At 71.1% G+C, this 23,757-nt stretch carries 22 protein-coding genes and 5 tRNA genes; 10 read left to right on the top strand and 17 right to left on the bottom strand.

All coding sequences use genetic code 11. The annotated features are described in order from the left end of the window. Positions 1-75: 75 nt before the first annotated feature. Positions 76-309, top strand: a complete 234-nt coding sequence (locus tag ABD269_RS21960; protein WP_116214093.1) for an Lrp/AsnC ligand binding domain-containing protein — start codon at positions 76-78, stop codon at positions 307-309. 20 nt (positions 310-329) lie between these two features. Next, complete coding sequence (locus tag ABD269_RS21955; protein WP_344120226.1) at positions 330-836, top strand: DUF3515 domain-containing protein; 507 nt, start codon at positions 330-332, stop codon at positions 834-836. Here the strand turns inward: ABD269_RS21955 and ABD269_RS21950 are convergent. The 3 genes from ABD269_RS21950 to ABD269_RS21940 are packed head-to-tail and all read right to left on the bottom strand — an operon-like array spanning position 833 to position 3,769. Next, a complete protein-coding gene (locus ABD269_RS21950; RefSeq protein ID WP_301892053.1) occupies positions 833-1,987 on the bottom strand; it encodes a D-alanine--D-alanine ligase family protein in 1,155 nt (384 codons plus the stop codon). The genes ABD269_RS21955 and ABD269_RS21950 overlap by 4 nt on opposite strands. A gap of 34 nt (positions 1,988-2,021) precedes the next feature. After that, on the bottom strand, positions 2,022-3,023 hold the full coding sequence (locus tag ABD269_RS21945) for an NAD(P)H-dependent glycerol-3-phosphate dehydrogenase (protein ID WP_301892054.1): 1,002 nt from the start codon (positions 3,021-3,023) through the stop codon (positions 2,022-2,024). Continuing rightward, positions 3,020-3,769: a lysophospholipid acyltransferase family protein gene (locus ABD269_RS21940; RefSeq protein ID WP_301892055.1), complete on the bottom strand. Its 750-nt coding sequence runs from the start codon at positions 3,767-3,769 to the stop codon at positions 3,020-3,022. The genes ABD269_RS21945 and ABD269_RS21940 overlap by 4 nt, the downstream gene beginning before the upstream one ends. Before the next feature lie 160 nt (positions 3,770-3,929). Between ABD269_RS21940 and cofC the strand changes: the two genes are divergently transcribed. Together cofC and ABD269_RS21930 are read left to right on the top strand one after the other, a co-directional pair. Next, positions 3,930-4,583, top strand: a complete 654-nt coding sequence (gene cofC / locus ABD269_RS21935) for a 2-phospho-L-lactate guanylyltransferase (RefSeq protein WP_301894301.1) — start codon at positions 3,930-3,932, stop codon at positions 4,581-4,583. A gap of 118 nt (positions 4,584-4,701) precedes the next feature. Continuing rightward, a complete protein-coding gene (locus tag ABD269_RS21930) occupies positions 4,702-4,902 on the top strand; it encodes a hypothetical protein (RefSeq protein ID WP_344120222.1) in 201 nt (66 codons plus the stop codon). Between the two features lie 72 nt (positions 4,903-4,974). Here the strand turns inward: ABD269_RS21930 and ABD269_RS21925 are convergent, their stop codons facing one another. From ABD269_RS21925 to leuC, 4 genes are all read right to left on the bottom strand, one after another. Further along, positions 4,975-5,685: an HU family DNA-binding protein gene (locus ABD269_RS21925; protein WP_301892057.1), complete on the bottom strand. Its 711-nt coding sequence runs from the start codon at positions 5,683-5,685 to the stop codon at positions 4,975-4,977. Between the two features lie 125 nt (positions 5,686-5,810). Then, positions 5,811-6,056 (bottom strand): SCO5555 family protein, encoded by a 246-nt coding sequence (locus ABD269_RS21920; RefSeq protein ID WP_116214085.1) that lies wholly within the window; start codon positions 6,054-6,056, stop codon positions 5,811-5,813. Between the two features lie 169 nt (positions 6,057-6,225). Beyond that, on the bottom strand, positions 6,226-6,819 hold the full coding sequence (gene leuD, locus ABD269_RS21915) for a 3-isopropylmalate dehydratase small subunit (RefSeq protein WP_344120219.1): 594 nt from the start codon (positions 6,817-6,819) through the stop codon (positions 6,226-6,228). Between the two features lie 6 nt (positions 6,820-6,825). Then, positions 6,826-8,259, bottom strand: a complete 1,434-nt coding sequence (leuC, locus tag ABD269_RS21910; RefSeq protein WP_301892061.1) for a 3-isopropylmalate dehydratase large subunit — start codon at positions 8,257-8,259, stop codon at positions 6,826-6,828. 129 nt (positions 8,260-8,388) lie between these two features. On the opposite strand from leuC, the gene ndgR reads away from it, so the two are divergent. After that, positions 8,389-9,117 carry an IclR family transcriptional regulator NdgR gene (gene ndgR, locus ABD269_RS21905; protein WP_301892062.1) on the top strand — a complete coding sequence of 243 codons (729 nt, stop codon included), beginning with the start codon at positions 8,389-8,391 and terminating at the stop codon, positions 9,115-9,117. A 46-nt stretch (positions 9,118-9,163) separates the two neighbouring features. On the opposite strand, the gene ABD269_RS21900 is transcribed toward ndgR, so the two are convergent. From ABD269_RS21900 to ABD269_RS21855, 10 genes are all read right to left on the bottom strand, one after another. Further along, positions 9,164-10,150, bottom strand: coding sequence for an anti-sigma factor RsbA family regulatory protein (locus tag ABD269_RS21900; protein ID WP_344120215.1), 987 nt, complete (start codon positions 10,148-10,150; stop codon positions 9,164-9,166). Continuing rightward, complete coding sequence (locus tag ABD269_RS21895) at positions 10,140-11,069, bottom strand: MEDS domain-containing protein (RefSeq protein ID WP_344120213.1); 930 nt, start codon at positions 11,067-11,069, stop codon at positions 10,140-10,142. Before ABD269_RS21895 ends, ABD269_RS21900 begins: the two co-directional genes overlap by 11 nt. Positions 11,070-11,156: 87 nt before the next feature. After that, positions 11,157-11,229, bottom strand: a tRNA-Glu gene (locus tag ABD269_RS21890). Positions 11,230-11,264: 35 nt separating this feature from the next. After that, positions 11,265-11,336: transfer RNA gene (locus ABD269_RS21885), tRNA-Gln, on the bottom strand. 12 nt (positions 11,337-11,348) lie between these two features. After that, positions 11,349-11,421: transfer RNA gene (locus tag ABD269_RS21880), tRNA-Glu, on the bottom strand. Between the two features lie 59 nt (positions 11,422-11,480). After that, positions 11,481-11,553 (bottom strand) — tRNA-Glu (locus ABD269_RS21875). Positions 11,554-11,614: 61 nt separating this feature from the next. Beyond that, positions 11,615-11,686, bottom strand: a tRNA-Gln gene (locus ABD269_RS21870). Positions 11,687-11,979: 293 nt separating this feature from the next. Continuing rightward, entirely contained in the window at positions 11,980-13,458 is a 1,479-nt protein-coding gene (gene gltX / locus ABD269_RS21865) for a glutamate--tRNA ligase (protein ID WP_344120211.1), read from the bottom strand. Beyond that, positions 13,451-14,233 (bottom strand): fumarylacetoacetate hydrolase family protein, encoded by a 783-nt coding sequence (locus ABD269_RS21860; protein ID WP_301892066.1) that lies wholly within the window; start codon positions 14,231-14,233, stop codon positions 13,451-13,453. The genes gltX and ABD269_RS21860 overlap by 8 nt, the downstream gene beginning before the upstream one ends. A gap of 92 nt (positions 14,234-14,325) precedes the next feature. Then, on the bottom strand, positions 14,326-14,538 hold the full coding sequence (locus ABD269_RS21855; RefSeq protein ID WP_301892067.1) for a hypothetical protein: 213 nt from the start codon (positions 14,536-14,538) through the stop codon (positions 14,326-14,328). Positions 14,539-15,020: 482 nt separating this feature from the next. Between ABD269_RS21855 and ABD269_RS21850 the strand changes: the two genes are divergently transcribed. From ABD269_RS21850 to ABD269_RS21830, 5 genes are all read left to right on the top strand, one after another. Further along, the gene (locus tag ABD269_RS21850) at positions 15,021-18,695 is read left to right on the top strand and encodes a sensor histidine kinase (RefSeq protein ID WP_344120207.1); all 3,675 of its coding nucleotides are present in this window, start codon (positions 15,021-15,023) and stop codon (positions 18,693-18,695) included. Between the two features lie 9 nt (positions 18,696-18,704). Next, a complete protein-coding gene (locus ABD269_RS21845) occupies positions 18,705-19,118 on the top strand; it encodes a roadblock/LC7 domain-containing protein (protein ID WP_301894302.1) in 414 nt (137 codons plus the stop codon). Positions 19,119-19,222: 104 nt separating this feature from the next. Next, positions 19,223-19,630 carry a DUF742 domain-containing protein gene (locus ABD269_RS21840; protein ID WP_116214075.1) on the top strand — a complete coding sequence of 136 codons (408 nt, stop codon included), beginning with the start codon at positions 19,223-19,225 and terminating at the stop codon, positions 19,628-19,630. Then, positions 19,611-20,192, top strand: a complete 582-nt coding sequence (locus ABD269_RS21835; RefSeq protein ID WP_301892070.1) for a GTP-binding protein — start codon at positions 19,611-19,613, stop codon at positions 20,190-20,192. The genes ABD269_RS21840 and ABD269_RS21835 overlap by 20 nt, the downstream gene beginning before the upstream one ends. Before the next feature lie 328 nt (positions 20,193-20,520). Then, complete coding sequence (locus ABD269_RS21830; protein ID WP_344120204.1) at positions 20,521-23,757, top strand: nitrate- and nitrite sensing domain-containing protein; 3,237 nt, start codon at positions 20,521-20,523, stop codon at positions 23,755-23,757.

Below are 23,757 nucleotides of genomic sequence, written 5' to 3'. Positions count from 1 at the left end.
CCCGCGCCGTACGGCGACGCGGTACCGTGGCGTCTCTTCTCCCCACATGATCCTCGTAGCCGCCCTGGAGGTTCCGTGGTACAGGCGTACATCCTGATCCAGACCGAGGTCGGCAAAGCGTCGACCGTGGCCGAAGTCATCGCAAAGATCACGGGAGTGATCCAGGCCGAGGACGTGACCGGTCCGTACGACGTGATCGTGCGCGCCCAGGCCGACACGGTCGACGAGCTCGGCCGGATGGTCGTCGCGAAGGTCCAGCAGGTGGACGGCATCACCCGCACACTGACCTGCCCGGTCGTTCATCTGTAGGTCCCCCGTATGCTCGGCCGGTGACGTTTTCGCTCCGCCGGTCGCTCGGTCTGCCCGCTGTCGTCGTGCTGTTCGCAGCCGTCGGCTGTTCCTCGGGCAACGACACGGCGGGCCCGGCGGTTCCCACGCCGCCGGCGCGGGCGGTCGGGCCCTGCCGGGCACTGCACAAGGCGCTCCCGGAGTCCGTGGACGGGATGGAACGGCGCAAGGCCGGTCCCGTCTCGGACTTCACCGCTGTCTGGGGCGACCCCGCGATCGCGCTGCGCTGCGGGGTGCTGCGCCCCGAGATCATCCGGGAAGGCTCCAAGACGTACGCGCCCTCCACCGGCTCGGTGGAGGCCGACGGTGTCGAGTGGCTGCCCGAGCAGCTGTCGGACGGCAGCATCCGCTGCACCACCGTGCACCGGGAGGTGTGGGTGGAGGTGACGCTGCCGAAGAAGGTCGTCGGTGGCGCCGGCGATCTCGGTGCGCTCACCGATCTCGCCGACGCCGTCAAGAAGACGATCCCCTTCGGTTACGTCGACTAGCGCAGGCCCGTGGACCGGCGCAGCGCCGCCTGGACGAGCGCGTCGATCAGCTCGGGGTAGCTCACGCCGCTCTCCTGCCACATGCGCGGGTACATCGAGATGGGCGTGAAGCCCGGCATGGTGTTGATCTCGTTGATGACGAACTCGCCGTCCTCGGCGAGGAAGAAGTCCGCGCGGACCAGGCCCTCGCAGGAGACGGCGTCGAAGGCCTGCACGGCGAGCTCCTGGACGCGGGCGGTCTGCTCCGGCGTCAGCGGCGCCGGGACGATGCCCGCGGCGGAGTCGATGTACTTCGCCTCGAAGTCGTAGAAGTCGTGGGCGGTGACCGGGGGGATCTCGGCGGGGACGCTCGCGCGCGGCCCGTCCGCCAGCTCCAGCACACCGCACTCGATCTCGCGGCCGCGCAGCAGCGACTCCACGATGATCTTGGGGTCGTGGCGCTGGGCCTCGGCGATGGCGTCGTCGAGACCGGCGACGTCGTCGACCTTGGTGATGCCCATGGAGGAGCCGGCGCGGGCGGGCTTCACGAAGAGCGGCCAGCCGTGCTCGCCGGCGAAGTCGACGATCTTCTTGCGGGCGGCGGCCGGGTCGGCCTGCCACTCGCGGGGGCGGACCACCTCGTACGGGCCGACGGGCAGGCCGTAGGAGATGAAGACCCGCTTCATGTACTCCTTGTCCTGGCCGACGGCCGAGGCGAGGACGCCGGCGCCCACGTAGGGGATGCCGGAGAGCTCCAGCATGCCCTGGAGGGTGCCGTCCTCGCCGTACGGGCCGTGCAGCACGGGGAAGACGACGTCGACCTCGCCCAGCGCCTTGGGGACGTTGCCCGGCTCGGTGTAGACGACCTCGCGGGAGGCGGGGTCGACCGGCAGCACCACGGTGCCGTCGGGCGACCGGTCGAGCTGGTCGACGGTCGGCAGCGTGCGGCCGGCGATGGCCATCCGCTCGGGGTCGTCGGCGGTGAGCGCCCAACGGCCGTCGGTGGTAATGCCGATCGGCAGCACGTCGTACTTCGTACGGTCGATCGCGCCCATGACGGCACCGGCGGTGACGACGGAGATCGCGTGCTCGGAACTGCGACCGCCGAACACGACCGCGATGCGCGGCTTACGGCTCCGGTCAGGGCTCTGGGTGGTGGTCTCGCTGCTCATATCGCGACGAGACTACCTGGTGGTACGGGGTGAGTCAGTGCCGCTCGGGCTTGGCGCTGCGCGACATCAGCTCCTTGAGGGCCACCAGCGGCGGCTTCCCCTCGTGGACGATCTCCACCACGGTCTCCGTGATCGGCATGTCGACATCGTGCCTGCGCGCCAGATCCAGCACGGACTCACAGGACTTGACGCCCTCGGCGGTCTGCCTGGTGACGGCGATGGTCTCGGCGAGGGTCATGCCGCGGCCGAGGTTGGTGCCGAAGGTGTGGTTGCGGGAGAGCGGCGAGGAGCAGGTGGCCACGAGGTCGCCCATCCCGGCGAGACCGGCGAAGGTGTGCGCGTCGGCGCCCATGGCGAGGCCGAGCCGGGTCGTCTCGGCCAGACCGCGGGTGATGAGCGACGCCTTGGCGTTGTCGCCGAGGCCCATGCCGTCGGCGATGCCCACGGCGAGCGCGATGACGTTCTTGACGGCGCCGCCCAGTTCGCAGCCGACGACGTCGGTGTTGGTGTAGGGGCGGAAGTACGGGGTGTGGCAGGCCGTCTGGAGCCGCTTGGCCACGGCCTCGTCCCGGCAGGCGACGACGGCCGCGGCGGGCTGCCTGGCGGCGATCTCCTTGGCGAGGTTGGGGCCGGTGAGGACGGCGACGCGGTCCGCGGAGACCTTGGCGACCTCCTCGACGACCTCGCTCATCCGCTTGGCGGTGCCCAGTTCGACGCCCTTCATCAGGGAGACGAGGACGGTGCCGTCGGCCAGCAGGGGCGCCCACTCGGTGAGGTTGCCGCGCAGGGTCTGCGAGGGCACGGCGAGGACGGTGAAGTCCGCGCCGGCGGCCGCCTCGGCGGGGTCGGTGGTGGCCCGCACGGCGGCGGGGAGCTCGGTGCCCGGGAGGTAGTCGGGGTTGGTGCGGGTGGTGTTGATCTCGGTCACCAGGGACTCCCGGCGGCCCCACATCGTCACCTCGCAGCCCGCGTCGGCGAGGATCATCGCGAAGGCGGTGCCCCAGGATCCGGTGCCGAAGACGGCGCAGCGCGTCACTTGGTGTCCTCCTGGGCCTTGCGGCGGGTCGCGGCAAGGGCCTTGCGGTGGTTGTACGGCTCGGCGGGGGCGTCCTCGCCGCGGAGTTCGGCGAGGAGGGCCGTGATGGCGGCCATGATCTCCTCGGTGGCGCCGCGCAGCACCTCGGCGGTGGGCTCCTTGCCGTAGTACGCGGAGAGGTCGACGGGCGGGCCCGCGAGGACCTTGAGCGTCTTGCGGGGGAAGAGCCGGAGCTTCTTCTCCTTGGCGTACGGCGGCATGGCCTCGTTGGCGCCCCACTGGGCGACCGGGATGACGGGCGCCTGCGTGAGCAGCGCCACACGGGCGGCGCCGGTCTTGCCCTCCATCGGCCACATGTCGGGGTCGCGGGTGAGGGTGCCCTCGGGGTAGAAGGCCACGCACTCGCCCCTGTTGATGGCGTCGACGGCGGACCGGAAGGCGGTGGCGGCGTCGGTGGTCTCGCGGTAGACCGGGATCTGTCCGGTGCCGCGCAGCACCGCGCCGACGAAGCTGCCCTTGAACAGGCCCGCCTTGGCCAGGAAGCGGGGGACGCGGCCGGTGTTGTACTGGAAGTGCGCGTAGGAGAGCGGGTCGAGATACGAGTTGTGGTTGACCGCGGTGATAAACCCGCCGTCGGCCGGAATGTGCTCCATTCCGCGCCAGTCCCGCTTGAACAGAACCACGAGCGGCGGTTTCGCCAACACCGCCGTAAAGCGGTACCAGAAGCCGATTCTGTGGCGGGACACTCGGACACCCTTCTCTCGGGACCTGGGGGCTGTATGAACCCGGGGGCCGCACAAGTGTCGCCCCAGGTACCCGGTCTGTCGAGAACACCGTAACCCCGCGCTCCCCTGGCCACTGCGGCAGCGGGTGACAATGAGGCTGATGCGAAGAGAGGGGGCGGATGTGGTCTGGACCCTGGTGGTGCCGCTGAAGCCGCTGTCCCAGGCCAAGAGCCGTCTCGCAGGGGGCACCGGGCACGCTCCGCGGCCCGCCCTCGCGCTGGCGTTCGCCCTGGACACGGTGGCGGCCGCGCTGGCCTGTCCGGCGGTGGGGGGTGTGGTGGTCGTCACGGACGATCCGCTGGCCGGTGCGGAGCTGGGGGCACTCGGGGCCCGGGTGCTGCCGGAGCCGACGGGGCGGGGCGGGCTGAACGGCGCGCTGGCGCACGGCGCGCGGAGCGTGCGGGCACAGTGCCCGCGGTCCGCCGTGGCGACGCTCAACGCGGATCTGCCGGCGCTGCGGCCGGCGGAACTCGGGCGGGTGCTCGATTCGGCCACGGAATTCCCGCGGGCATTTCTCGCGGACGCGGCGGGAATCGGGACGACGCTTCTCGCGGCGGCTCCCGGAATGGAATTGGCTCCGGCGTTCGAGGGACCTTCGCGCGCCCGCCATCGGGCCTCGGGGGCCCATGAGATCGAACTCACGGGGGTCGATTCCGTGCGCCAGGACGTGGACACGGAGTCCGATTTGCGGGCGGCGCTGGGTCTCGGTCTCGGCCCGCGGACGGCCGCCGCTGCGGCGGGTCTGCTGGCGCACGGGCCCGGACGGGCCGACTAGGCGGAGCCGGGCGGGGTTTTCCGGGGCTCGGGACGGAGTCCGCGTCCAGGGGTCGCGGAGGCCCCCGTTGCGGGTGGGGGTAATCCGCCGGGCCCGCCGCAGGCCGTACGCTCGACCCATGCAGGCCACCGCGTACACCTACGACCCCCAGACCCGTTCCGGCAGCGTGCTGCTGGACGACGGCACGCCCGTGCCCTTCGGCACGGCGGCGTTCGACGCCGGCGGCCTGCGGCTGCTGCGCCCCGGTCAGCGCGTGCGCATCGAGCGCGCGGAGGGCCGGCGGGGCGAGGTCACGCTGGTGACACTGCAGACGTTCTGACAGGCCTCTCACAACACCGCGGGCCGGGCTCCCCGAAGGGAGCCCGGCCCGGTGCGTGACGCCTTCGCTGCCTTACTTCTTGGCGGCGGCCTTCTTGGCGGTGGTCTTGCGCGCCGTGGTCTTGCGCGTCGCAGCCTTGGTCGCCGTGGCCTTCTTGGCGGGCGCCGTCTTCTTGGCGGCCGCCTTCTTGGTCGTGGCGGTGGCCTTCTTCGCCGTCGTGGTGGTCTTCTTGGCCGCGGCCTTGGTGGCCGTGGCCGCCTTCTTGGCCGGGGCGGCCTTCTTCGCCGTGGTCTTCTTCGCGGCGGCCTTGGTGGCGGTGGCCGTCGTCTTCTTGGCGGTGGTCTTCTTCGCCGTGGCCTTCTTCGCGGTGGCGGCCGTGGTGGCCTTCTTCGCGGTGACCTTCTTGGCGGTGGCCTTCTTGGCCGCGGCCTTGGCCGTCACCTTGGTGCCGCCCGAAAGGCTGCCCTTGGGCGCCTTCTTCACCGCGACGTCGTTCTTCGGCAGCTTCTTCGAGCCGCTCACCAGGTCCTTGAAGCCCTGGCCCGCGCGGAAGCGCGGCACGGAGGTCTTCTTGACCCGGACGCGCTCACCCGTCTGCGGGTTGCGGGCGTAACGGGCCGGACGGTCGACCTTCTCGAACGAGCCGAAGCCGGTGACCGAGACCCGGTCCCCGGCGACAACTGCACGGACGATCGCGTCGAGTACCGCGTCGACCGCGTCTGCGGCCTGCTGACGGCCACCGAGCTTGTCGGCAATCGCTTCAACGAGCTGCGCCTTGTTCACGTCTTCCCCTTCGGAGACATTGCTGGAACGAATGCGTTCCAGCCTTTTCGCACGTTAGGCAGATATATACCGCAAATCAAACACGAAACGGTCTAATCACCCTTGTGCCGCAACGAACTCGACCATCACGGAGTTCCGTCACGGTCGGGCTCTTCGGGGAAACGGCCCTCGTCGAGGTCGTTCATCAGCCGGTCCAGACGCTTTGCCGCGCCTGAGAGATCGTGCTTTGCCGCAGCCGTGATGGCCAGCAGCTTCCGGGACAGCGCCATCCGTACGCCCTCCGGGACTTGCAGTGTGCGCACCCTGGTGTGCGCTTGCTTGAGTTGGTCGGCGACGAGCCGGTAAAGCTCGAGTTGGCTGTCGCGTTCCATGCACCGATTGTGCCATCTGAGGCGAGTTGTCGCTTCACAGGGCCTCAACAAAGCGATGCGCCCCCTGTCCGAAGACAGGGGGCGCATCATGTCAAACCCTGGGTGAGCAGCGAAAATCCGGGTCCCCGCAAGCGTGTCGGCCGACCGCCGGACGGGCCCGAAATCCGTGTCAGAACTGGGCCGTGGACGGCTTGTACGAAGGCCTCCGGGCCTCGAAGGCGGCGATGTCGGCCTCGTGCCGGAGGGTCAGGGCGATGTCGTCCAGCCCCTCCAGAAGACGCCGGCGCGCGTTCTCGTCAAGCTCAAAATCAGCCGTGATGCCCTCGGCCCGGACCTGTCGTCCGACGAGGTCGACCGTCACCTCGGCGGTGGGGTCGGACTCGGTCAGCCGCCAGAGCGCGTCGACGGTCTCCTGCGGCAGGACGACGGTCAGCAGCCCGTTCTTCAGCGAGTTCCCGCGGAAGATGTCGGCGAAGCGGGACGAGACGACGGCCTTGAAGCCGTAGTTCTGCAGCGCCCAGACGGCGTGCTCGCGGGAGGAGCCGGTGCCGAAGTCGGGGCCCGCGACCAGAACGGTGGCGCCGCGGCGCTCCGGACGGTTCAGGACGAACTCCGGGTCCTTGCGCCAGGCCTCGAAGAGCCCGTCCTCGAAGCCGTCGCGGGTGACCTTCTTGAGCCAGTGCGCCGGGATGATCTGGTCGGTGTCGACATTGCCGCGGCGCAGCGGTACGGCCCGGCCGGTGTGCGTGGTGAAGGCTTCCATGTCTCCTCAGACCCCTACGGCAGTACGTACGTCGGACGCGTCGGCCAGCTCGGCCGGGGAGGCCAGCCGGCCCAGGACGGCGGTGGCGGCGGCGACCTGGGGCGACACCAGGTGGGTGCGGCCGCCCTTGCCCTGCCTGCCCTCGAAGTTGCGGTTGGAGGTCGACGCGGACCTCTCGCCGGGCGCGAGTTGGTCGGGGTTCATGCCCAGGCACATGGAGCAGCCCGCGTGCCGCCATTCGGCCCCGGCGGCGGTGAACACCTTGTCCAGCCCCTCCGCGACGGCCTCGAGGGAGACGCGTACGGACCCGGGGACGACCAGCATCCGGACGCCGTCGGCGACATGCCGGCCCTCCAGGACGGCCGCGACGGCACGCAGGTCCTCGATCCGGCCGTTGGTGCACGAGCCCACGAAGACGGTGTCGACACTGATGTCGCGCAGCGCCTGACCCGCCGTCAACCCCATGTATTCCAGGGCCTTTTCGGCGGCGAGCCGGTCCGAGGGGTCGGCGTAGGAGGCCGGGTCGGGAACGCTCGCCGACAGGGGTGCGCCCTGGCCGGGGTTGGTGCCCCAGGTGACGAACGGCGAGAGCTCGGTGGCGTCGATGACCACCTCGTGGTCGAAGACGGCGTCGTCGTCGGTGCGCAGGGTGCGCCAGTGGGCGACGGCGGCGTCCCAGTCGGCGCCCCGGGGTGCGTGGGGGCGGCCTTCGAGGTAGGCGAAGGTGGTGTCGTCGGGGGCGATCATCCCGGCGCGGGCGCCCGCCTCGATGGACATGTTGCAGACGGTCATCCGCGCCTCCATCGACAGCTTCTCGATGGCCGGGCCGCGGTATTCGATGACGTAGCCCTGGCCGCCGCCGGTGCCGATGCGGGCGATGACGGCCAGGATCAGGTCCTTGGCCGAGACGCCCTCGGGCAGTTCGCCCTCGACGGTGACGGCCATGGTGCGGAACGGGGCCAGCGGCAGGGTCTGGGTGGCGAGGACGTGCTCGACCTGGCTGGTGCCGATGCCGAACGCCAGCGCGCCGAAGGCGCCGTGGGTGGAGGTGTGGCTGTCGCCGCAGACGACGGTGGTGCCGGGCTGGGTCAGTCCCAGCTGCGGTCCCACCACGTGGACCACGCCCTGCTCGACGTCGCCCAGCGGGTGCAGCCGCACCCCGAAGTCGGCGCAGTTCTTGCGCAGGGTCTCCAGCTGGGTGCGGGAGACGGGGTCCGCGATCGGCTTGTCGATGTCGAGGGTGGGGGTGTTGTGGTCCTCGGTGGCGATGGTGAGGTCGAGCCGGCGGACCGGGCGGCCCGCCTTGCGCAGCCCGTCGAAGGCCTGCGGACTGGTCACCTCGTGGAGCAGGTGCAGGTCGATGAAGAGGAGGTCGGGCTCGCCCTCGGCGCGCGTGACGACGTGGTCGTCCCAGACCTTCTCCGCGAGTGTCCGTCCCATCGCTGTCCCTCCGGCCGGCGTCACCGCCGGTCCCATTCGTGTCGCTCGTGGGTTGCTGTCCCTCCAGGTTGGCGGGTCCGCCGGAAAATTGAACTTGCGTTTCACAGTGTGAGACGGGAGTATCGTTTCATGGACAACTCTGGTGGCGCCTCGAGCGGTGTGGGCGTTCTCGACAAGGCGGCTCTGGTTCTGAGCGCTCTGGAGTCCGGTCCGGCGACGCTGGCCGGACTGGTCACGGCGACCGGGCTGGCGCGCCCGACGGCGCACCGGCTCGCGGTCGCGCTTGAGCACCACCGCATGGTGGCGCGGGACATGCAGGGCCGTTTCATCCTCGGTCCCCGGCTGAGCGAGCTGGCGGCCGCGGCCGGCGAGGACCGGCTGCTGGCCACGGCCGGGCCGGTGCTCACGCACCTGCGGGACGTGACGGGCGAGAGCGCGCAGCTCTACCGCCGGCAGGGCGACATGCGGATCTGTGTGGCGGCCGCGGAGCGGCTGTCCGGTCTGCGGGACACCGTGCCGGTCGGCTCGACGCTGCCGATGAAGGCCGGTTCCGCGGCGCAGGTGCTGATGGCCTGGGAGGAGCCCGAGCGGCTGCACCGCGGCCTCCAGGGCGCCCGCTTCACCGCGACGGCGCTCTCGGGCGTGCGGCGCCGCGGCTGGGCCCAGTCGATCGGCGAGCGGGAGCCGGGTGTCGCCTCGGTCTCCGCGCCCGTGCGGGGCCCGTCCAATCGCGTGGTCGCCGCCGTCTCGGTCTCCGGACCGATCGAGCGCCTCACCCGCCACCCGGGCCGGATGCACGCCCAGGCGGTCATCGACGCGGCCATGCGGCTGAGCGAGGCCCTGCGCCGCAACGGCTGACCCTTCGGTACGAAAAGCCCTGTGAGGGCGGGCACGCCGCCCGCCCTCACAGGGCTTCCGCGTCTGTCGGGCCGGCGACGCGCAGGGTGATCCGGGTCGCGTCGTCCCCGGAGCGCACGTCCAGGAACTCGCTCAGGCGCCGGGCGAGCCACAGGCCGTCCTCCCCGCCCTGGGCGGCCCCGGGCGGGGTGTAGCCCGCGAGCGCGGGCACGGGGGCGCCGAGCGGCCCGGGGCGCCACAGGTCGTACACCAGGGCCCCCGGCTCCTCCCAGGCGCTCAGCGTGACGTGCGCGCCGTCGGCGGCCAGCAGGTGCCCCGCGGCCTCGTGGACGGCGAGCACCGCCAGGGCGAGCCGCTCGCCGGTGAGGCCCGCGGCGGCCCCCCGGGCGCGGGCGAAGCGGCGTACGGCGGGCAGGGAGGCCGTCGCGGGGGCCAGGGCGGCCGAGGGCGGCGGCGGGAGATCGGGCGGCGGCACCGACGCCGTGTAGTGCGCGGGGTCGCGATAGCCGGCGCACGGCGTCACGCGCTCGCCGTCCAGCCGCGCCGGATGGGTCGCGCAGGCCGCCTCGGCCACGTCGGGCGGCACGGTCCTGGTGTCGTACGGGCAGATCATCCACAGCGGAAGTCCGGCCAGCAGCAGGTTCAGGCCGGACTCCATCCGCTTCCACTCGGCGGTCTGGCGGGCGGATCTGCCGCCCCACACCGGCTCGGCGATCATCCGCAGCCGACCGCCGGGCCGGGCCCGGCGGTCGTGGTAGCGCAGGAAGGCGGAGACCCGCTCGACGGGTCTGCGGCCGAAGTACGCGGTCTCGGCGGTGTCCAGGGCGTGCGCGCCGTCCCCGAGGGCGGCGCGCAGGAGTTCGATGTTGGCGGGGGTCGTCGCCGCCAGTACCGACTCCCCCGCGGCCAGCCCGGCGCGGACGAAGGGCACCGCCATGGCGAGGAACTCCGCGTCGCTCCCGTACAGGCAGGCGTGGTGGACGAACCCCCGGGCGGTTCCGGGCCCGTCGGGGCCCGCGTGCTCAGCAGGCATGCGCGGCCCCCAGCCGCAGGCCCGGTGTCCGGTCCCAGCCGATGAGGGTGATGACGTGCAGCAGATGGGGCGGCACCCCGGCCAGTTCGACGGTGCAGTGGCGGGCGGCACGGGCCCTGGCGAAGGTCATCAGCAGCCGCAGCCCGGCGAGGTCGAGGAATTCCACCCGGGACATCTCCAGCCGGACGTCGCCCCGGACGGAGGCGACGGACTGGAGGGCGTCGCGCAGGTGCCGGTGCGAGGCGGTGTCGACCACCCCTTCTATCCGCAGACCGGGTGGGTCGAAGGTGCGGACGACGACGAGTTCGGCGGTACGGATGAGGGGATCCACTTCGACGCTCCTGGGATGAGCCGATGCGAAGGCGTCCAGGGCGGCGGGGTCGCAGCGGCGGGTGTCGCACTGGCAGACCGCCAGTGCCTCGCCGGAGCCGAACTCCGCGGCCAGCAGGGCCTCGTAGCGCAGCAGCCGGGAGACGTCCCGGCCGTCGCACAGAGCGGTGCACAGATCCCCCGTGATGCGCAGCGCGCGGTAGCCCTCGCTGCGGGACCGGTCGACGGCCGCCCGCAGCGAGCCGAGTAAGGCGGCCGGGTCCAACTCACCCTGCCGCGGGGAGAGCTCGGCCGGTCCGAGCACCTCCAGCTGCCCGGCGGGCACCTCCGGCGGTCCGCTGAACCGGCACTGCTCCAGCAGTTCCCCCGGCCCCCGTGGGCCGTCCGCGTCCGCGAGGTAGAGGATCTTGTGCTTCGCGTCCAGACCGCCGAGCAGGAAGCCCCGCAGGATCGACGCCCGTTCCTCGTCCGACGCGTAGAGCGCACAGGCGTGGTCGCCGGGACGGAGGTCACCGACGTGAACCGTGCCGGCCGTGCCGCCGGTGCCGCTCGTGCCGCCCCGGTGTCGCGCGCCGTCGGTATGGGCCATGCGTGGATTATCGGGCCCGGTACGTGCCTGCGGAAGCCCGCACGAAAAAATGCCCCCCGCTTATGCGGGAGGCATCTTTCCTTTTTGTACCCCCGACCGGATTCGAACCGGCGCTACCGCCTTGAGAGGGCGGCGTGCTAGGCCGCTACACAACGGGGGCCTGCTTTGCAGTTTGCAGAGCTGTCGCTCTCTGCGCTGGGCTACCAGGACTCGAACCTAGACTAAGGGAACCAGAAACCCTCGTGCTGCCAATTACACCATAGCCCATGGTGTTACAAGTACCCCCGACCGGATTCGAACCGGCGCTACCGCCTTGAGAGGGCGGCGTGCTAGGCCGCTACACAACGGGGGCCCTAGCGATCCATTCCTCGCCTCCGGGAAATCTCCGGATGGTGATGAATTCAGGATCTGTACCCCCGACCGGATTCGAACCGGCGCTACCGCCTTGAGAGGGCGGCGTGCTAGGCCGCTACACAACGGGGGCTCGCACTGCGCTTTACTGCGTTTCCTACTTTATCAAAAGAAATCCGAGTGAATTTCTTTTGCTGGGGTACCAGGACTCGAACCTAGACTAAGGGAACCAGAAACCCTCGTGCTGCCAATTACACCATACCCCACCAGAACTCGACCTCCCTGAAGGGGTCTTGCTCGGGCTTGCTCCGTCCGTTCCGGCCTCTCGGCCCTCTCGGGCGGCGCAGGAAGAACATTACCCGAAGGTGGAGGGTGCTCCAAAACCGATAAGCCCACGCACCGGCCGGGACACCTGCCAAGGTCGCGCGGGCGGCCGGGAAGAGGTCCCAGGCGCCCCACACGGCCCGTGGAGAGCCCCGGCGGCAAAAGGGCCGAGGGCCTGCCCCGCGGAGTCGTACCGCGCGAACAGGCCCTCGGCCCCCGGTGTTGCGGAACGGCCTTACGCCGCCAGCTTCGCCAGCGCCGCGTCGATGCGCGCCAGGGTGCGCTCGCGGCCCAGGATCTCCAGGGACTCGAAGAGCGGCAGGCCGACCGTGCGGCCGGTGACGGCCACGCGGACCGGGGCCTGCGCCTTGCCGAGCTTCAGGCCGTGCTCCTCGCCCGCCGCCAGGACGGCGTTCTTGAGGGACTCGGGGCTGGACCAGTCGGCCGCCCCGAGCTTCTCGCGCGCGGTGCGCAGCAGCGCGTCCGAGCCCTCCTTCATGGCCTTGATCCAGGACGCCTCGTCCTCCACCGGCTCCTTCAGGAAGAGGAAGTCGACGTTGGCCGTGATGTCCGACAGGACCGTGACGCGGGTCTGGGCGTGCGGGGCGATCGCCTCCCAGGCCGCCGGGTCGAAGTCCTCCGGGGCCCAATTGGCGTGCGGGGCCCGCAGCCACGGCGCACAGGCCTCGGCGAAGGCCTTCACGTCGAGGCGCCGGATGTGGTCGGCGTTGATCGACTCGGCCTTCTTGAGGTCGAAGCGCGCCGGGTTGGCGTTGACGTCCGCGAGCTCGAACTTCGCCACCATCTCCTCGATCGAGAAGATGTCCTGGTCGGCCGAGAACGACCAGCCGAGCAGCGAGAGGTAGTTGAGCAGGCCCTCGGGGAGGAAGCCGCGCTCCCGGTAGAGGTTGAGGGACGCCTGCGGGTCGCGCTTGGAGAGCTTCTTGTTGCCCTCGCCCATCACGTACGGCAGGTGGCCGAACGCCGGGATCTCCTTGGCGACGCCCAGCTCGATCAGCGCCTTGTAGAGCGCGATCTGGCGCGGGGTGGAGGACAGCAGGTCCTCGCCGCGCAGCACGTGCGTGATCTCCATCAGCGCGTCGTCGACGGGGTTGACGAGCGTGTAGAGCGGGGCGCCGTTGGCACGGACGATGCCGTAGTCCGGGACGTTCTCCGGGGTGAAGGTCAGCTCGCCGCGGACGAGGTCGGTGAAGGTGATCGCCTCGTCGGGCATCCGGAAGCGGACGATGGAGGAGCGGCCCTCCGCCTCGTACGCGGCCTTCTGCTCGGGGGTCACGACGCGGCACTTGCCGTCGTAGCCGGACGGCTTGCCGGCGGCGCGGGCGGCCTCGCGGCGGGCGTCGAGCTCCTCGGTGGTGCAGTAGCAGTGGTAGGCGTGGCCGCCGTCCAGGAGCTTCTGCGCGACGTCCTTGTAGATGTCCATGCGCTGCGACTGGCGGTAGGGGGCGTGCGGGCCGCCGACCTCGGGGCCCTCGTCCCAGTCGAAGCCGAGCCAGCGCATCGAGTCGAGCAGCTGCTCGTACGACTCCTCCGAGTCGCGCGCCGCGTCGGTGTCCTCGATGCGGAAGACCATGGTGCCGCCGTTGTGGCGGGCGAACGCCCAGTTGAAAAGGGCGGTGCGGACCAGACCCACGTGGGGGTTGCCGGTCGGCGAGGGACAGAAACGGACCCGTACGGGAGTTGCGCTAGCCACGCTTGATCACCTTATTGGTGAGAGTGCCGATGCCTTCGATGGTGACGGCGACCTCGTCGCCGACGTTCAGGGGTCCGACGCCGGCCGGGGTCCCGGTGAGGACGACGTCGCCGGGGAGCAGCGTCATCGCCTCGGTGATGTGGACGATCAGGTCCTCGATGGAGCGCACCATGTCGCTCGTGCGGCCCAGCTGGCGCTGTTCGCCGTTGACCGTGCACATGATCCCGAGGTCGCTCGGGTCGAGCTCGGTCTCCACCCAGGGGCCGAGCGGGCAGGAGCTGTCGAAGCCCTTGGCGCGGGCCCACTGCTTCTCGCGCTGCTGGATGTCGCGCGCGGTGACGTCGTTGGCGCAGGTGTAGCCGAGGATGACGTCCTTCACGCGCTCGCGCGGGACCTCGCGGCACATCCGCCCGATGACCACGGCCAGCTCGGCCTCGTGGTGCACCTCGTTGGAGAAGGGGGGGTACGCGATGGGGTCGCCGGGGCCGATGACCGAGGTGGACGGCTTGAAGAAGGCGACCGGGGCGTCGGGGACCTCGTTGCCCAGCTCGGCGGCGTGCTCGGCGTAGTTGCGCCCGATGCCGACGACCTTGTTGGGCAGGACGGGCGGCAGGAGCCGCACCTTGGAGAGAGGGATCTTCTGCCCCGAGCGCTCGAATTCGGCGAAGGGGTGGCCCTTGATGATGTCGAGGACGGGGCCGCCTTCGGTTGAGGCGTCCCCTTCCACGACGCCGAAGGCGACGTTGCCGTCGATGGAGAACCTGGCGATGCGCACGGGAAGCTGTTGCCCCTTATCTGATCCGGCCGGAGTCTGAACCGTCTCAGGCTATCGCGGGGGGCGTGCGCGGCCCGTGCGCCGCCAGGGGGTCAGTCCTGGGGGGCCGCGACGGGGGCGGTCATGAGGACCGTGCGGCGCGGGTTGGCCGTGACGGCCGGCAGCTCGACGGCGTGCTCCCGGGGCTCCAGGGCGCGCATCGCCTGGGCGCTCTCCAGGTGGGCGAGCGTCGTGCGGCGCGGGTTGGCGGTCTTGCGGGACACCAGCGTCGTCGTGGTCTTCGTCTTCTTCGTGGTGCTCTGCACTTGCTGCCTCGCGGTGTGGTGTGTCGCGGTCGTTTTCGCGGCTTGTGTAAAGGACCAGGCTAGGCGCGCCTATCCCCAGTCGTCCGCGCGAGAAGTCATGACTTGCTTGTGAGTTTGCTCACGAGCGCGTCGAAAAATGCCGCATAGCGGGCGTCGATTTCGCCTTCACGAAACGGACATTGCATGGCTGAACCTGACGTTCCGCTCCTGATCATGGCGACTGGGACACGTGGCGACCCGGGTTGCCAGGGAGGCAAATTGTCGATTTGTGCCGCATATAAAGGCTCTGGTCCTCTACACCCCGTGACGGATCACGGCACTGAGCGTCACGCACCGCACGGGGGCGTGCACCGGCCTTGTTGGAGATCCGGCACTGTGCTGGAATTCCACGGACCGCCAGGGGGCAACCGCGGTCCCCCCACGACTCGACACCGTCCCGCCGCTCCACCGGTGGGACGCCTGGTCCAGAGGTTGCGACGCTAGTGCAGGGACGTTTCAAGAGGGATGGCAGCGCTGCGGCGGAGCCGGAGCCGCGCGGTGCGACCGACCGCGGCACGTCCGTCGACGCGCCGACCGGTGGCGAATCCGCCGAACGGTCGAAGTCCAAGTCGAAGGCGAAAGGGCCCAGCGGGCCGGGCTCACGAATAGCCCTGCGCAACTGGCGCATTTCAACCCGGCTCGTCTCCCTGCTGGCCCTCCCCGTCGTCGCCGCGACGACCCTGGGTGCCCTGCGAATCGACAGCTCGCTCCAGAACGTCGACCAGCTCGACCACATGAAGCTCCTCACCGACATGACGGGCAAGGCCACCGCACTGGCCAGCGCCCTGCAGGAGGAGCGCGACAAGACCGCCGGGCCGCTGGCCGGCGGCAACAAGACCAACGACCTCGTGGTCTCCACCCGGCAGCGCTCCGACAAGGCCATCCAGGCCTTCAGCGATGCCACCGAGGGCGTGAAGCCCAACGACACGACGATGGTCGGCGTGCAGACCACCCTGGTCGACATCAGCCGTCAGCTGAAGAAGATCCAGGACGTCCGCAACACCGCGTACACCGACGACGCCTACATCGCGAAGACGGTCAACAACTACGACTCGCTGATCAACTCGCTGCTGTCGCTCTCGCAGGACATGGCCCAGGCCACCAGCAACGCCGACATGATCACCGCGACCCGCTCGCTGGCCACGTTCTCCGCGGCCAAGGAGTACGCGTCCATCCAGCGCGCCGTGATCACCGCGGCGCTGGCCGCGAAGGGCGGCGCCAACCTCTCGGACAACGACCGCCAGTACGCCGACGAGGCGCGGCAGGCCGAGGACCAGGCGATCAAGCGGTTCTCCGCGATCCACGCCGCCGACGCCAAGACGCTGCTCCAGGCGCTCAACGGCGGTGCCCCGGACGTCACCACGGCGAACGCCCTCGCCGAGCGCGTGCTGTCCAAGAAGGACGGGATCAAGGACGCCCAGGCCACCTGGATGGACTGGTCCGACCAGTCGGGCACCAAGATCACCGAGATGTCCAAGGTCGAGCAGACCCTGCTCTCGCAGATGGAGCAGAAGGCGCGCGAGCTGCGCGACGAGGCCCAGCAGGAAGCCATCCTCAACGGTGTGCTGATCGTGCTCGTCCTCGGCATCTCGCTCGTCGGCGCGTTCGTCGTGGCGCGGTCCATGGTGCGCTCGCTGCGCCGCCTTCAGGACACCGCCCAGAAGGTCGCCCAGGAACGTCTGCCCGAGCTCGTCAAGCAGCTCTCCGAGACCGACCCGCAGGACGTCGACACGTCCGTGGAGTCCGTCGGCGTGCACAGCACGGACGAGATCGGCAAGGTGGCCGCGGCCTTCGACGACGTGCACCGCGAGGCCGTCCGCCTCGCCGCCGAGCAGGCGCTGCTGCGAGGCAACGTCAACGCGATGTTCACCAACCTCTCGCGCCGCAGCCAGGGCCTCATCCAGCGTCAGCTGTCGCTGATCTCCGAGCTGGAGAGCCGCGAGGCCGACCCCGACCAGCTCTCCTCGCTGTTCAAGCTCGACCACCTCGCGACCCGCATGCGCCGTAACGGCGAGAACCTCCTCGTCCTCGCGGGTGAGGAGCCCGGCCGCCGGTGGACCCGGCCCGTGCCGCTCGTCGACGTCCTGCGTGCCGCCGCGTCCGAGGTGGAGCAGTACGAGCGCATCGAACTCAGCGGTGTGCCGCCGACCGAGGTCGCCGGCCGCGTGGTCAACGACCTCGTGCACCTCCTCGCCGAGCTGCTGGAGAACGCCACGTCGTTCTCCTCGCCGCAGACCAAGGTCAAGGTCACCGGTCACGCGCTGCCCGACGGCCGGGTGCTGGTCGAGATCCACGACACCGGCATCGGCCTCTCCCCCGAGGACCTCGCCTCCATCAACGAGCGGCTCGCCAGCCCGCCGACCGTGGACGTGTCGGTCTCCCGCCGCATGGGTCTGTTCGTGGTCGGCCGCCTGTCCCTGCGACACGGCGTCCGCATCCAGCTCCGTCCGTCCGACTCGGGCGGCACCACCGCGCTCGTCATGCTCCCGGTCGACGTCGCCCAGGGCGGCAAGCGGCCGATGCCCGGTGCCACCGGCGCGCCCGCCCCGGCGGGCATGCCCCCCGCGCCCGGCGGCAAGGGCGGCCCCGGCCCGATGGGCTCCGCGCCGCGCCGCCAGGTCCCGGCCAGCGGCCCGCGCCCGGCGCTGCCCGGCCGCCCGGCCACGACGGAGAGCGGTCTGCCGACGCGCCCCGTCCCCGCGCCCGGTGCGGGCAACGGCGCCGGTGCGGGCGCCGGTTCGACCGGTGGCAGCCTCTTCGACGCCGCGCCGCGCGGTGGCGGCGACGCCAAGGGCGCCCCGGGCGCCGACGGCCGCCCCGCGCTGCCGTCCCGCGGTGACGGCGGCCCCGCCGCCATCCCGCCGGCGAGCGACAACGTCCGCCGCCCGCAGATGCCGAGGCGCCGGGGCAGCGCTCCCGCGGCCGGTCCCGGCTCCGCGCCCGAGCTGCCGACCCGCAAGACCCCCAGCTGGGGCAACCAGCAGCAGCCGGCCGCCCCGAAGCCGCCGGCCGACGACTGGCCGATGCCGTCCGCGGACGCCGCGGGCCGCGCCGCGCAGGACACCCCGCGCGGTCACCAGGACGTCGACGCCCTCGGCTCCCCCGAGACCACGGGCAGCTTCGCCGCGCCGGCCGACGGCACGTCGGGCGGGTTCGCCCTGCCCGCGGGCGGCCCCGGCGACACCGCCCAGTTCCCGGCGATCGGGTCCGCGCCCGAGCCGTCGGGCAGCACGTCGGGCGAGTACGCGCGGCCCGACGGTCCGGGCGGCACGGGGCAGTTCGACCTCCCGAACAGCACCAGCGGCCAGTTCCCGCAGCCGAACGGCCCCGGTACGACCGGCCAGTTCGCCCTGCCGGCGAGCACGGACGCGCCCAACAGCACCAGCGGTCAGCACGCGCGGCCCGGCGGCACCGGCCAGTTCGCCCTGCCCGGGACCACCGACGCCCCGAACAGCACCAGCGGCCAGCACGCTCGGCCGCAGGCACCGCAGCACCAGGCTCCGGCGGACGACTGGCCGTTGGCCGGTGACGGCTCCGCCCGTACGCCGGAGCGCCGGTTCGGCCGGCAGGACGGCGCCACGCCGGCCCCGCTGCCCTCGGCCGGTCCCGGCGACGGCCGGACCCCGCTCTTCGAGGAGCTTGAGTCCAACTGGTTCCGCGGTACGGACGAGAACCAGGCACCCGCGGCGCCGGAGCCCCCGGCGGCCGCCCCGCAGCGGCTGCCGCGGCGTGAGCCGCGCCAGACCCTCGACGACCCGCAGCGCTCCCAGGTCCCGCCCGCCCCGCGGGCCGACCGGCCGCAGCCGGCCGCGCAGGACAACTGGCGCGACTCCCCCAACGACGCGCGCTGGCGCCGGGCCGAGCAGGTCCGTGAGCCGGCCGCGGGCGGGATCACCCAGTCCGGCCTGCCGCGGCGCGTGCCGCGCGCGAACCTCGTCGAGGGCACCGCGGAGCAGCAGCAGAACAACCCGACCGGTCCGCAGGTCTCGCGTGCGCCCGACGACGTGCGCGGCCGTCTGACCAACCTTCGCCGGGGCATCCAGCAGGGCCGTCAGGCCGGTAACTCCTCGGCCACCGGCAGCCACAACGTTGGCCCCACCTACCAGCAGGAGCGTTAGTTGAGTCCGATGAGCCAGGCGGCGCAGAATCTGAACTGGTTGATCACCAACTTCGTGGAGAGCACCCCAGGGGTGTCCCACACGGTGGTGGTCTCCGCCGACGGACTCCTTCTGGCAATGTCCGAAGGTTTCCCGCGGGACCGCGCGGACCAGCTGGCGGCGGTCGCCTCCGGCCTGACGTCCCTGACCGCGGGCGCCTCCCGGATCTTCGAGGGCGGCGCGGTCAACCAGACCGTGGTGGAGATGGAGCGCGGCTTCCTCTTCATCATGTCCGTCTCCGACGGATCCTCGCTGGCCGTACTCGCGCACCCCGAGTGCGACATCGGCCTCGTGGGCTACGAGATGGCCCTCCTCGTCGACCGCGCGGGCACCGTGCTCACGCCCGATCTCCGCGCCGAGCTCCAGGGCAGCCTGCTGAACTGACCCCGCGCACACCGCAGATACCGTCCGACCGCACGGCCGAAAACCCCCCACCGGCCACCGCTCGACGGCATTATTGCCATCCTGCTGTCCCGTCCGGAGGATTCATGACCCCGCCCGCCTCGCCCGGCCCGTACGGCGCTTCTCACCACGCGTCGTACGGGAGTGAAGGCGACCAGCCGCTGGTCCGCCCCTATGCCATGACGGGTGGCCGCACCCGGCCGCGCTACCAGCTCGCCATCGAGGCCCTGGTCAGCTCGACGGCCGATCCGGCGCACCTGCAGGGGCTGCTCCCCGAGCACCAGCGGATCTGTCACCTGTGCCGGGAGGTCAAGTCGGTCGCGGAGGTCTCGGCGCTGCTGAACATGCCCCTGGGCGTGGCGCGCATCCTCGTCGCGGACCTGGCGGAGGCCGGGATGGTGGCGATCCACCAGCCGGGCGGCAGCGGCGAGTCCGGCGGGACGCCGGATGTGACACTGCTCGAAAGGGTGCTCAGTGGACTTCGGAAGCTCTAGCGGGGGCGTCGCCCGTTCCACCACCTCCGCGAAGATCGTGGTGGCGGGCGGCTTCGGCGTGGGCAAGACCACGTTCGTCGGCGCGGTCTCGGAGATCAGCCCGCTGCGCACCGAAGCCGTGATGACGTCCGCGTCGGCCGGGATCGACGACCTCACGCACGCGCCGGACAAGACCACGACGACCGTGGCGATGGATTTCGGCCGCATCACGCTGGACGACGATCTGATCCTTTATCTGTTCGGAACGCCGGGTCAGGACCGTTTCTGGTTCATGTGGGACGACCTGGTGCGCGGTGCGATCGGCGCCGTCGTGCTGGTGGACACCCGCCGGCTCGCGGACTGTTTCCCCGCGGTCGACTACTTCGAGAACAGCGGCCTGCCCTTCGTCATCGCCCTCAACGGTTTCGACGGACACCAGCCGTACGGTCCCGAGGAGGTGCGCGAGGCGCTCCAGATCGGCCCGGACACCCCGATCATCACGACGGACGCCCGCCACCGCAACGAGGCGAAGAGCGCCCTCATCACTCTTGTCGAGCACGCCCTGATGGCGCGGCTGAAGTAGCGCCGCGCAATCTCCTGGTTGTCGCAAATGGGTTGTGGTATTGAACACGACCCGGCACTGCGTTCATAACGTTTCGACAGAGAATCGGCCGGATGTGGGCACAGTGTGCGTTCGGCCGACTTCGCTGCGCTCATGATTCGCCCGCCATTTGGCGCCGCTCGCTCTTAATGCCCGTTTTATGTCGGGCAAATCGCTTCGGCCGTCGGCCGCGTGCAGTGTTTGGAATGCGCACGCCTGACGTGCTGGAATTCCAGGAACTGAGCAGTAACGGCTCAGTTCGAAAAACGGCACACAACGCAGGTGCCGACGCCGAGAGGTTGTTGGTCGAGTGACGCGCAGAAAGACGGGCGCCGCACAGCAGGCGCGGGACGAGCGGGGCAACTTCACCCCGCCGTCGCGCACAGCGGTGCCGCCTTCCGACGTGCCGGAAACGCCCGCCCCGCCCGCGGCCCCCGGCGGCCGCTTCTCGCCCCGCAACTGGCGTGTGCCCGTTCGCCTGAACGCGATCCTGCTGATCCCGGTGCTCGTTGCCCTGGTCTTCGGCGGTCTCGACGTCAAGGGCTCGGTGGACACCTGGACCGAGGCGAAGGACGCGGCGAACACCGCGCGTCTGGTCCGCGCCGCGGCCACGTACGCCCACGCCGTCATCGACGAGCGCGACCTGAGCACGCAGCCGATGCTGCTGAACCACCGTGACGACCCGGTCGTCAAGAAGGCGCAGGCCGCGACGGACACCGCCAAGGCGGAGTTCGACAAGGCCGTCGCGAAGGCCCCGCACACCCAGAGCCTGCAGCGCCGTCTGAAGCTCTTCCGTGAGGCCGAGCTGACGCTGCCGAAGCTGCGCCAGGCGGCCTTCACCCCGGACATGCCGCAGGTGAAGTCCGAGGACGGCTACGGCGCCATCCAGCAGCCGCTGATGACCTTCGCCAACGAGCTGGGCCTGGGCACCGGCAACAACTCCTACGGCCGCATGGTCTACGCGATCGAGCTGGCGAAGGCCGCCGAGTCGCTCCAGCGCTCCATCGGCACCCACCTGCTGGTCAAGCCTGCCGAGGGCGAAGCCGACCGGGCCGCCCAGACGACCGCGTTCATCTCCTACAACTTCCTGGAGTCCATCGCCCGGCGTGAGTACGACGCCGCCGGCAGCGAGGACGACATCAGCCGCCTGAACGACATCATGGCCACCAAGGCCAAGTCGTCCGAGCAGGACAAGATCTTCAACCTGATCGCGGCCGGCAAGATCTCGAAGCAGCAGCAGACCGCCCTGGACATCAGCCCCGAAAGCTGGTTCACGGCCGCGACGGCGAAGTTCGACGCCTACCGCGAGGTCGAGAAGGAGCTGGCCGACAAGGCGGTGAACGAGGCCGAGCAGGTCTCCTCCGACGCTCAGCAGACCGCCTACGTCAACGGCGCCATCCTGGTCACCGTTCTCATCATCGCGTTCTTCGTGGCCGGGATGATGGCCCGCTCGATGAGCCGCAACATGCGCCACCTGCGGCGCGCGGCCTTCGACGTGGCCGAGCAGCGGCTGCCCGCGCTGGTCGACCAGCTCTCGCGCACCGACCCCGGCCGCGTGGACACCCGGATCCAGCCCATCCCGATCACCACCCGGGACGAGATCGGCGAGGTCGCCCGCGCCTTCGACCAGGTGCACCGCGAGGCCGTCCGGCTCGCCGCCGAGCAGGCGCTGCTGCGGGGCAACGTCAACGCGATCTTCACCAACCTCTCGCGCCGCAACCAGAGCCTGATCGAGGGCCAGCTGACCCTGATCACGGAGCTGGAGGAGAACGAGGCCGACCCGGACCAGCTGGAGAACCTCTTCCGCCTGGACCACCTGGCCACCCGTATGCGCCGCAACGGCGAGAACCTCCTGGTCCTCGCCGGCGAGGAGCCCGGCCGCCGCTGGGACCAGCCGGTCCCGCTGGTGGACGTGCTGCGCGCCGCCTCCTCCGAGGTGGAGGCGTACGAGCGCATCGAGCTCTCCGGCGTCCCGGACGCCGAGATCCACGGCCTGGCCGTGACCGACCTCGTGCACCTGCTCGCGGAGCTGCTGGAGAACGCGACCTCGTTCTCCTCCCCGCACACCAAGGTCAGGGTCACCGCGACCCGGCTGCCCGACGGCCGTGTGATGGTCGAGATCCACGACAAGGGCATCGGCCTGACCGCCGAGGACTTCGCGGACATCAACCACCGCCTGGCCAACCCGCCGTCCGTGGACGTCGCGATCGCGCAGCGCATGGGCCTCTTCGTGGTCGGCCGTCTGGCGACCCGCCACGGCATCCGCGTCCAGCTCCGCCCGTCCGGCGAGCAGGCCGGCACCACCTCGCTGGTGATGCTCCCGGACGCCATCACGCACGGTGGTGGCGGCGAGGACGAGCTGGCCGGCGACGACTTCACGGTCTCCCGGATGGTGCCCGAGCAGCAGTCCACGCCCATCGGCCGGTCCCGTACCGCGGCCGAGCTCGGCTTCGACGACTCGCGCTACGAGCCCCGGCAGGAGAACTCCGGCGCCCCGGCACTGGACCCGCTCGGCCGCTCGCGACTGCGCGAGGAGCGCCGCGCGGCCCTGGAGGCACAGGTGGCCGAAGGCCGCCCGCTGTTCCAGGACCAGGTGTCCCAGCAGCCGTACGAGCAGCAGGGGCAGCAGGGGTACGAGCAGCAGCCCGACCAGGACACCGGTGGCCACGCGGTCCCCTACCCCGGTCAGCACTCGACGGGCCAGCACGCCGTCCCGCAGCAGGGGCAGCACTCGACCGGCCAGCACGCCGTGCCCCAGCAGGACCAGTACTCGACGGGCCAGCACCGGGCGCCGCAGCCGGAGCACGAGTCCTACGAGCAGACGTCCCAGCACGCCTACCCGGAGGCCGCCTATCCGGAGGCCGACTACGACGCCGGCTATGCGGAACCGGGCTACGCCGGGCAGCAGCAGGGCTTCGACGGTTTCAACGCCCCGGCCCAGCAGGGCGGGTGGCAGGAGTCTGGTCCGTACCAGAACGCCCCCCAGCAGGGTTACGGAGCGGATTCGGAATCCCGGCCGCCCGCTGACACGGCACAGCCCGAGCGCGTAGAGTTCGACCGTCCGGGCCCCGCCTCGAGCGGCTCCCACTCGCTGACCGGGTCCGGTCTGCCGCGCCGCGCGACGCAGTGGCAGCAGCCCGAGTCAGTCGAGGACGCCGCGGGGGCCGGCGAACCGGAGCAGCCTCAGCAGGACGTCCGACAGCAGCCGCACGAGGGCGACGACCCCGACTGGCGATCGACGAACGATGAGCGCTGGCACCGCGCCGAGCAGCTCCGTGAGCCGAAAGCCGGCGGAATCACCCCCTCCGGCCTGCCCCGCCGAGTGCCCAAGGCCAATCTGATCGAGGGCAAGGCGGCGCAGACCCCCCAGGGCGGCACCCAGATATCCCGTGCCCCGGAGGACGTACGCGGCAGGCTGAGCAATCTGCGCCGCGGCATCCAGCAGGGGCGCAGCGCGGGCGGCGACACCGCCGGCTCCGCGCAGGAGCAGCATGAGCAGCACGACCAGGGCTTCGGCCCCGGCGGTACCTACGATCAGGAGCGTTAG

Source organism: Streptomyces blastmyceticus (assembly GCF_039521185.1).
Classification (GTDB): domain Bacteria; phylum Actinomycetota; class Actinomycetes; order Streptomycetales; family Streptomycetaceae; genus Streptomyces; species Streptomyces blastmyceticus.
The sequence above is the reverse complement of the archived record's forward strand: the minus strand, read 5'-3'. Positions and strand labels throughout refer to the sequence as shown.

What these genes read in the sequence shown, in the direction of transcription:
- ABD269_RS21840 (WP_116214075.1), top strand. Translation starts at nt 19,223, where the DNA reads ATGACCCCGCCCGCCTCGCCCGGCCCGTACGGCGCTTCTCACCACGCG.
- ABD269_RS21845 (WP_301894302.1), top strand. Translation starts at nt 18,705, where the DNA reads ATGAGCCAGGCGGCGCAGAATCTGAACTGGTTGATCACCAACTTCGTG.
- ABD269_RS21900 (WP_344120215.1), bottom strand. Translation starts at nt 10,150, where the DNA reads ATGCCTGCTGAGCACGCGGGCCCCGACGGGCCCGGAACCGCCCGGGGG.
- ABD269_RS21920 (WP_116214085.1), bottom strand. Translation starts at nt 6,056, where the DNA reads ATGGAACGCGACAGCCAACTCGAGCTTTACCGGCTCGTCGCCGACCAA.
- leuC (WP_301892061.1), bottom strand. Translation starts at nt 8,259, where the DNA reads ATGGGACGGACACTCGCGGAGAAGGTCTGGGACGACCACGTCGTCACG.
- leuD (WP_344120219.1), bottom strand. Translation starts at nt 6,819, where the DNA reads ATGGAAGCCTTCACCACGCACACCGGCCGGGCCGTACCGCTGCGCCGC.
- ABD269_RS21895 (WP_344120213.1), bottom strand. Translation starts at nt 11,069, where the DNA reads ATGGCCCATACCGACGGCGCGCGACACCGGGGCGGCACGAGCGGCACC.
- ABD269_RS21950 (WP_301892053.1), bottom strand. Translation starts at nt 1,987, where the DNA reads ATGAGCAGCGAGACCACCACCCAGAGCCCTGACCGGAGCCGTAAGCCG.
- ABD269_RS21930 (WP_344120222.1), top strand. Translation starts at nt 4,702, where the DNA reads ATGCAGGCCACCGCGTACACCTACGACCCCCAGACCCGTTCCGGCAGC.
- ndgR (WP_301892062.1), top strand. Translation starts at nt 8,389, where the DNA reads ATGGACAACTCTGGTGGCGCCTCGAGCGGTGTGGGCGTTCTCGACAAG.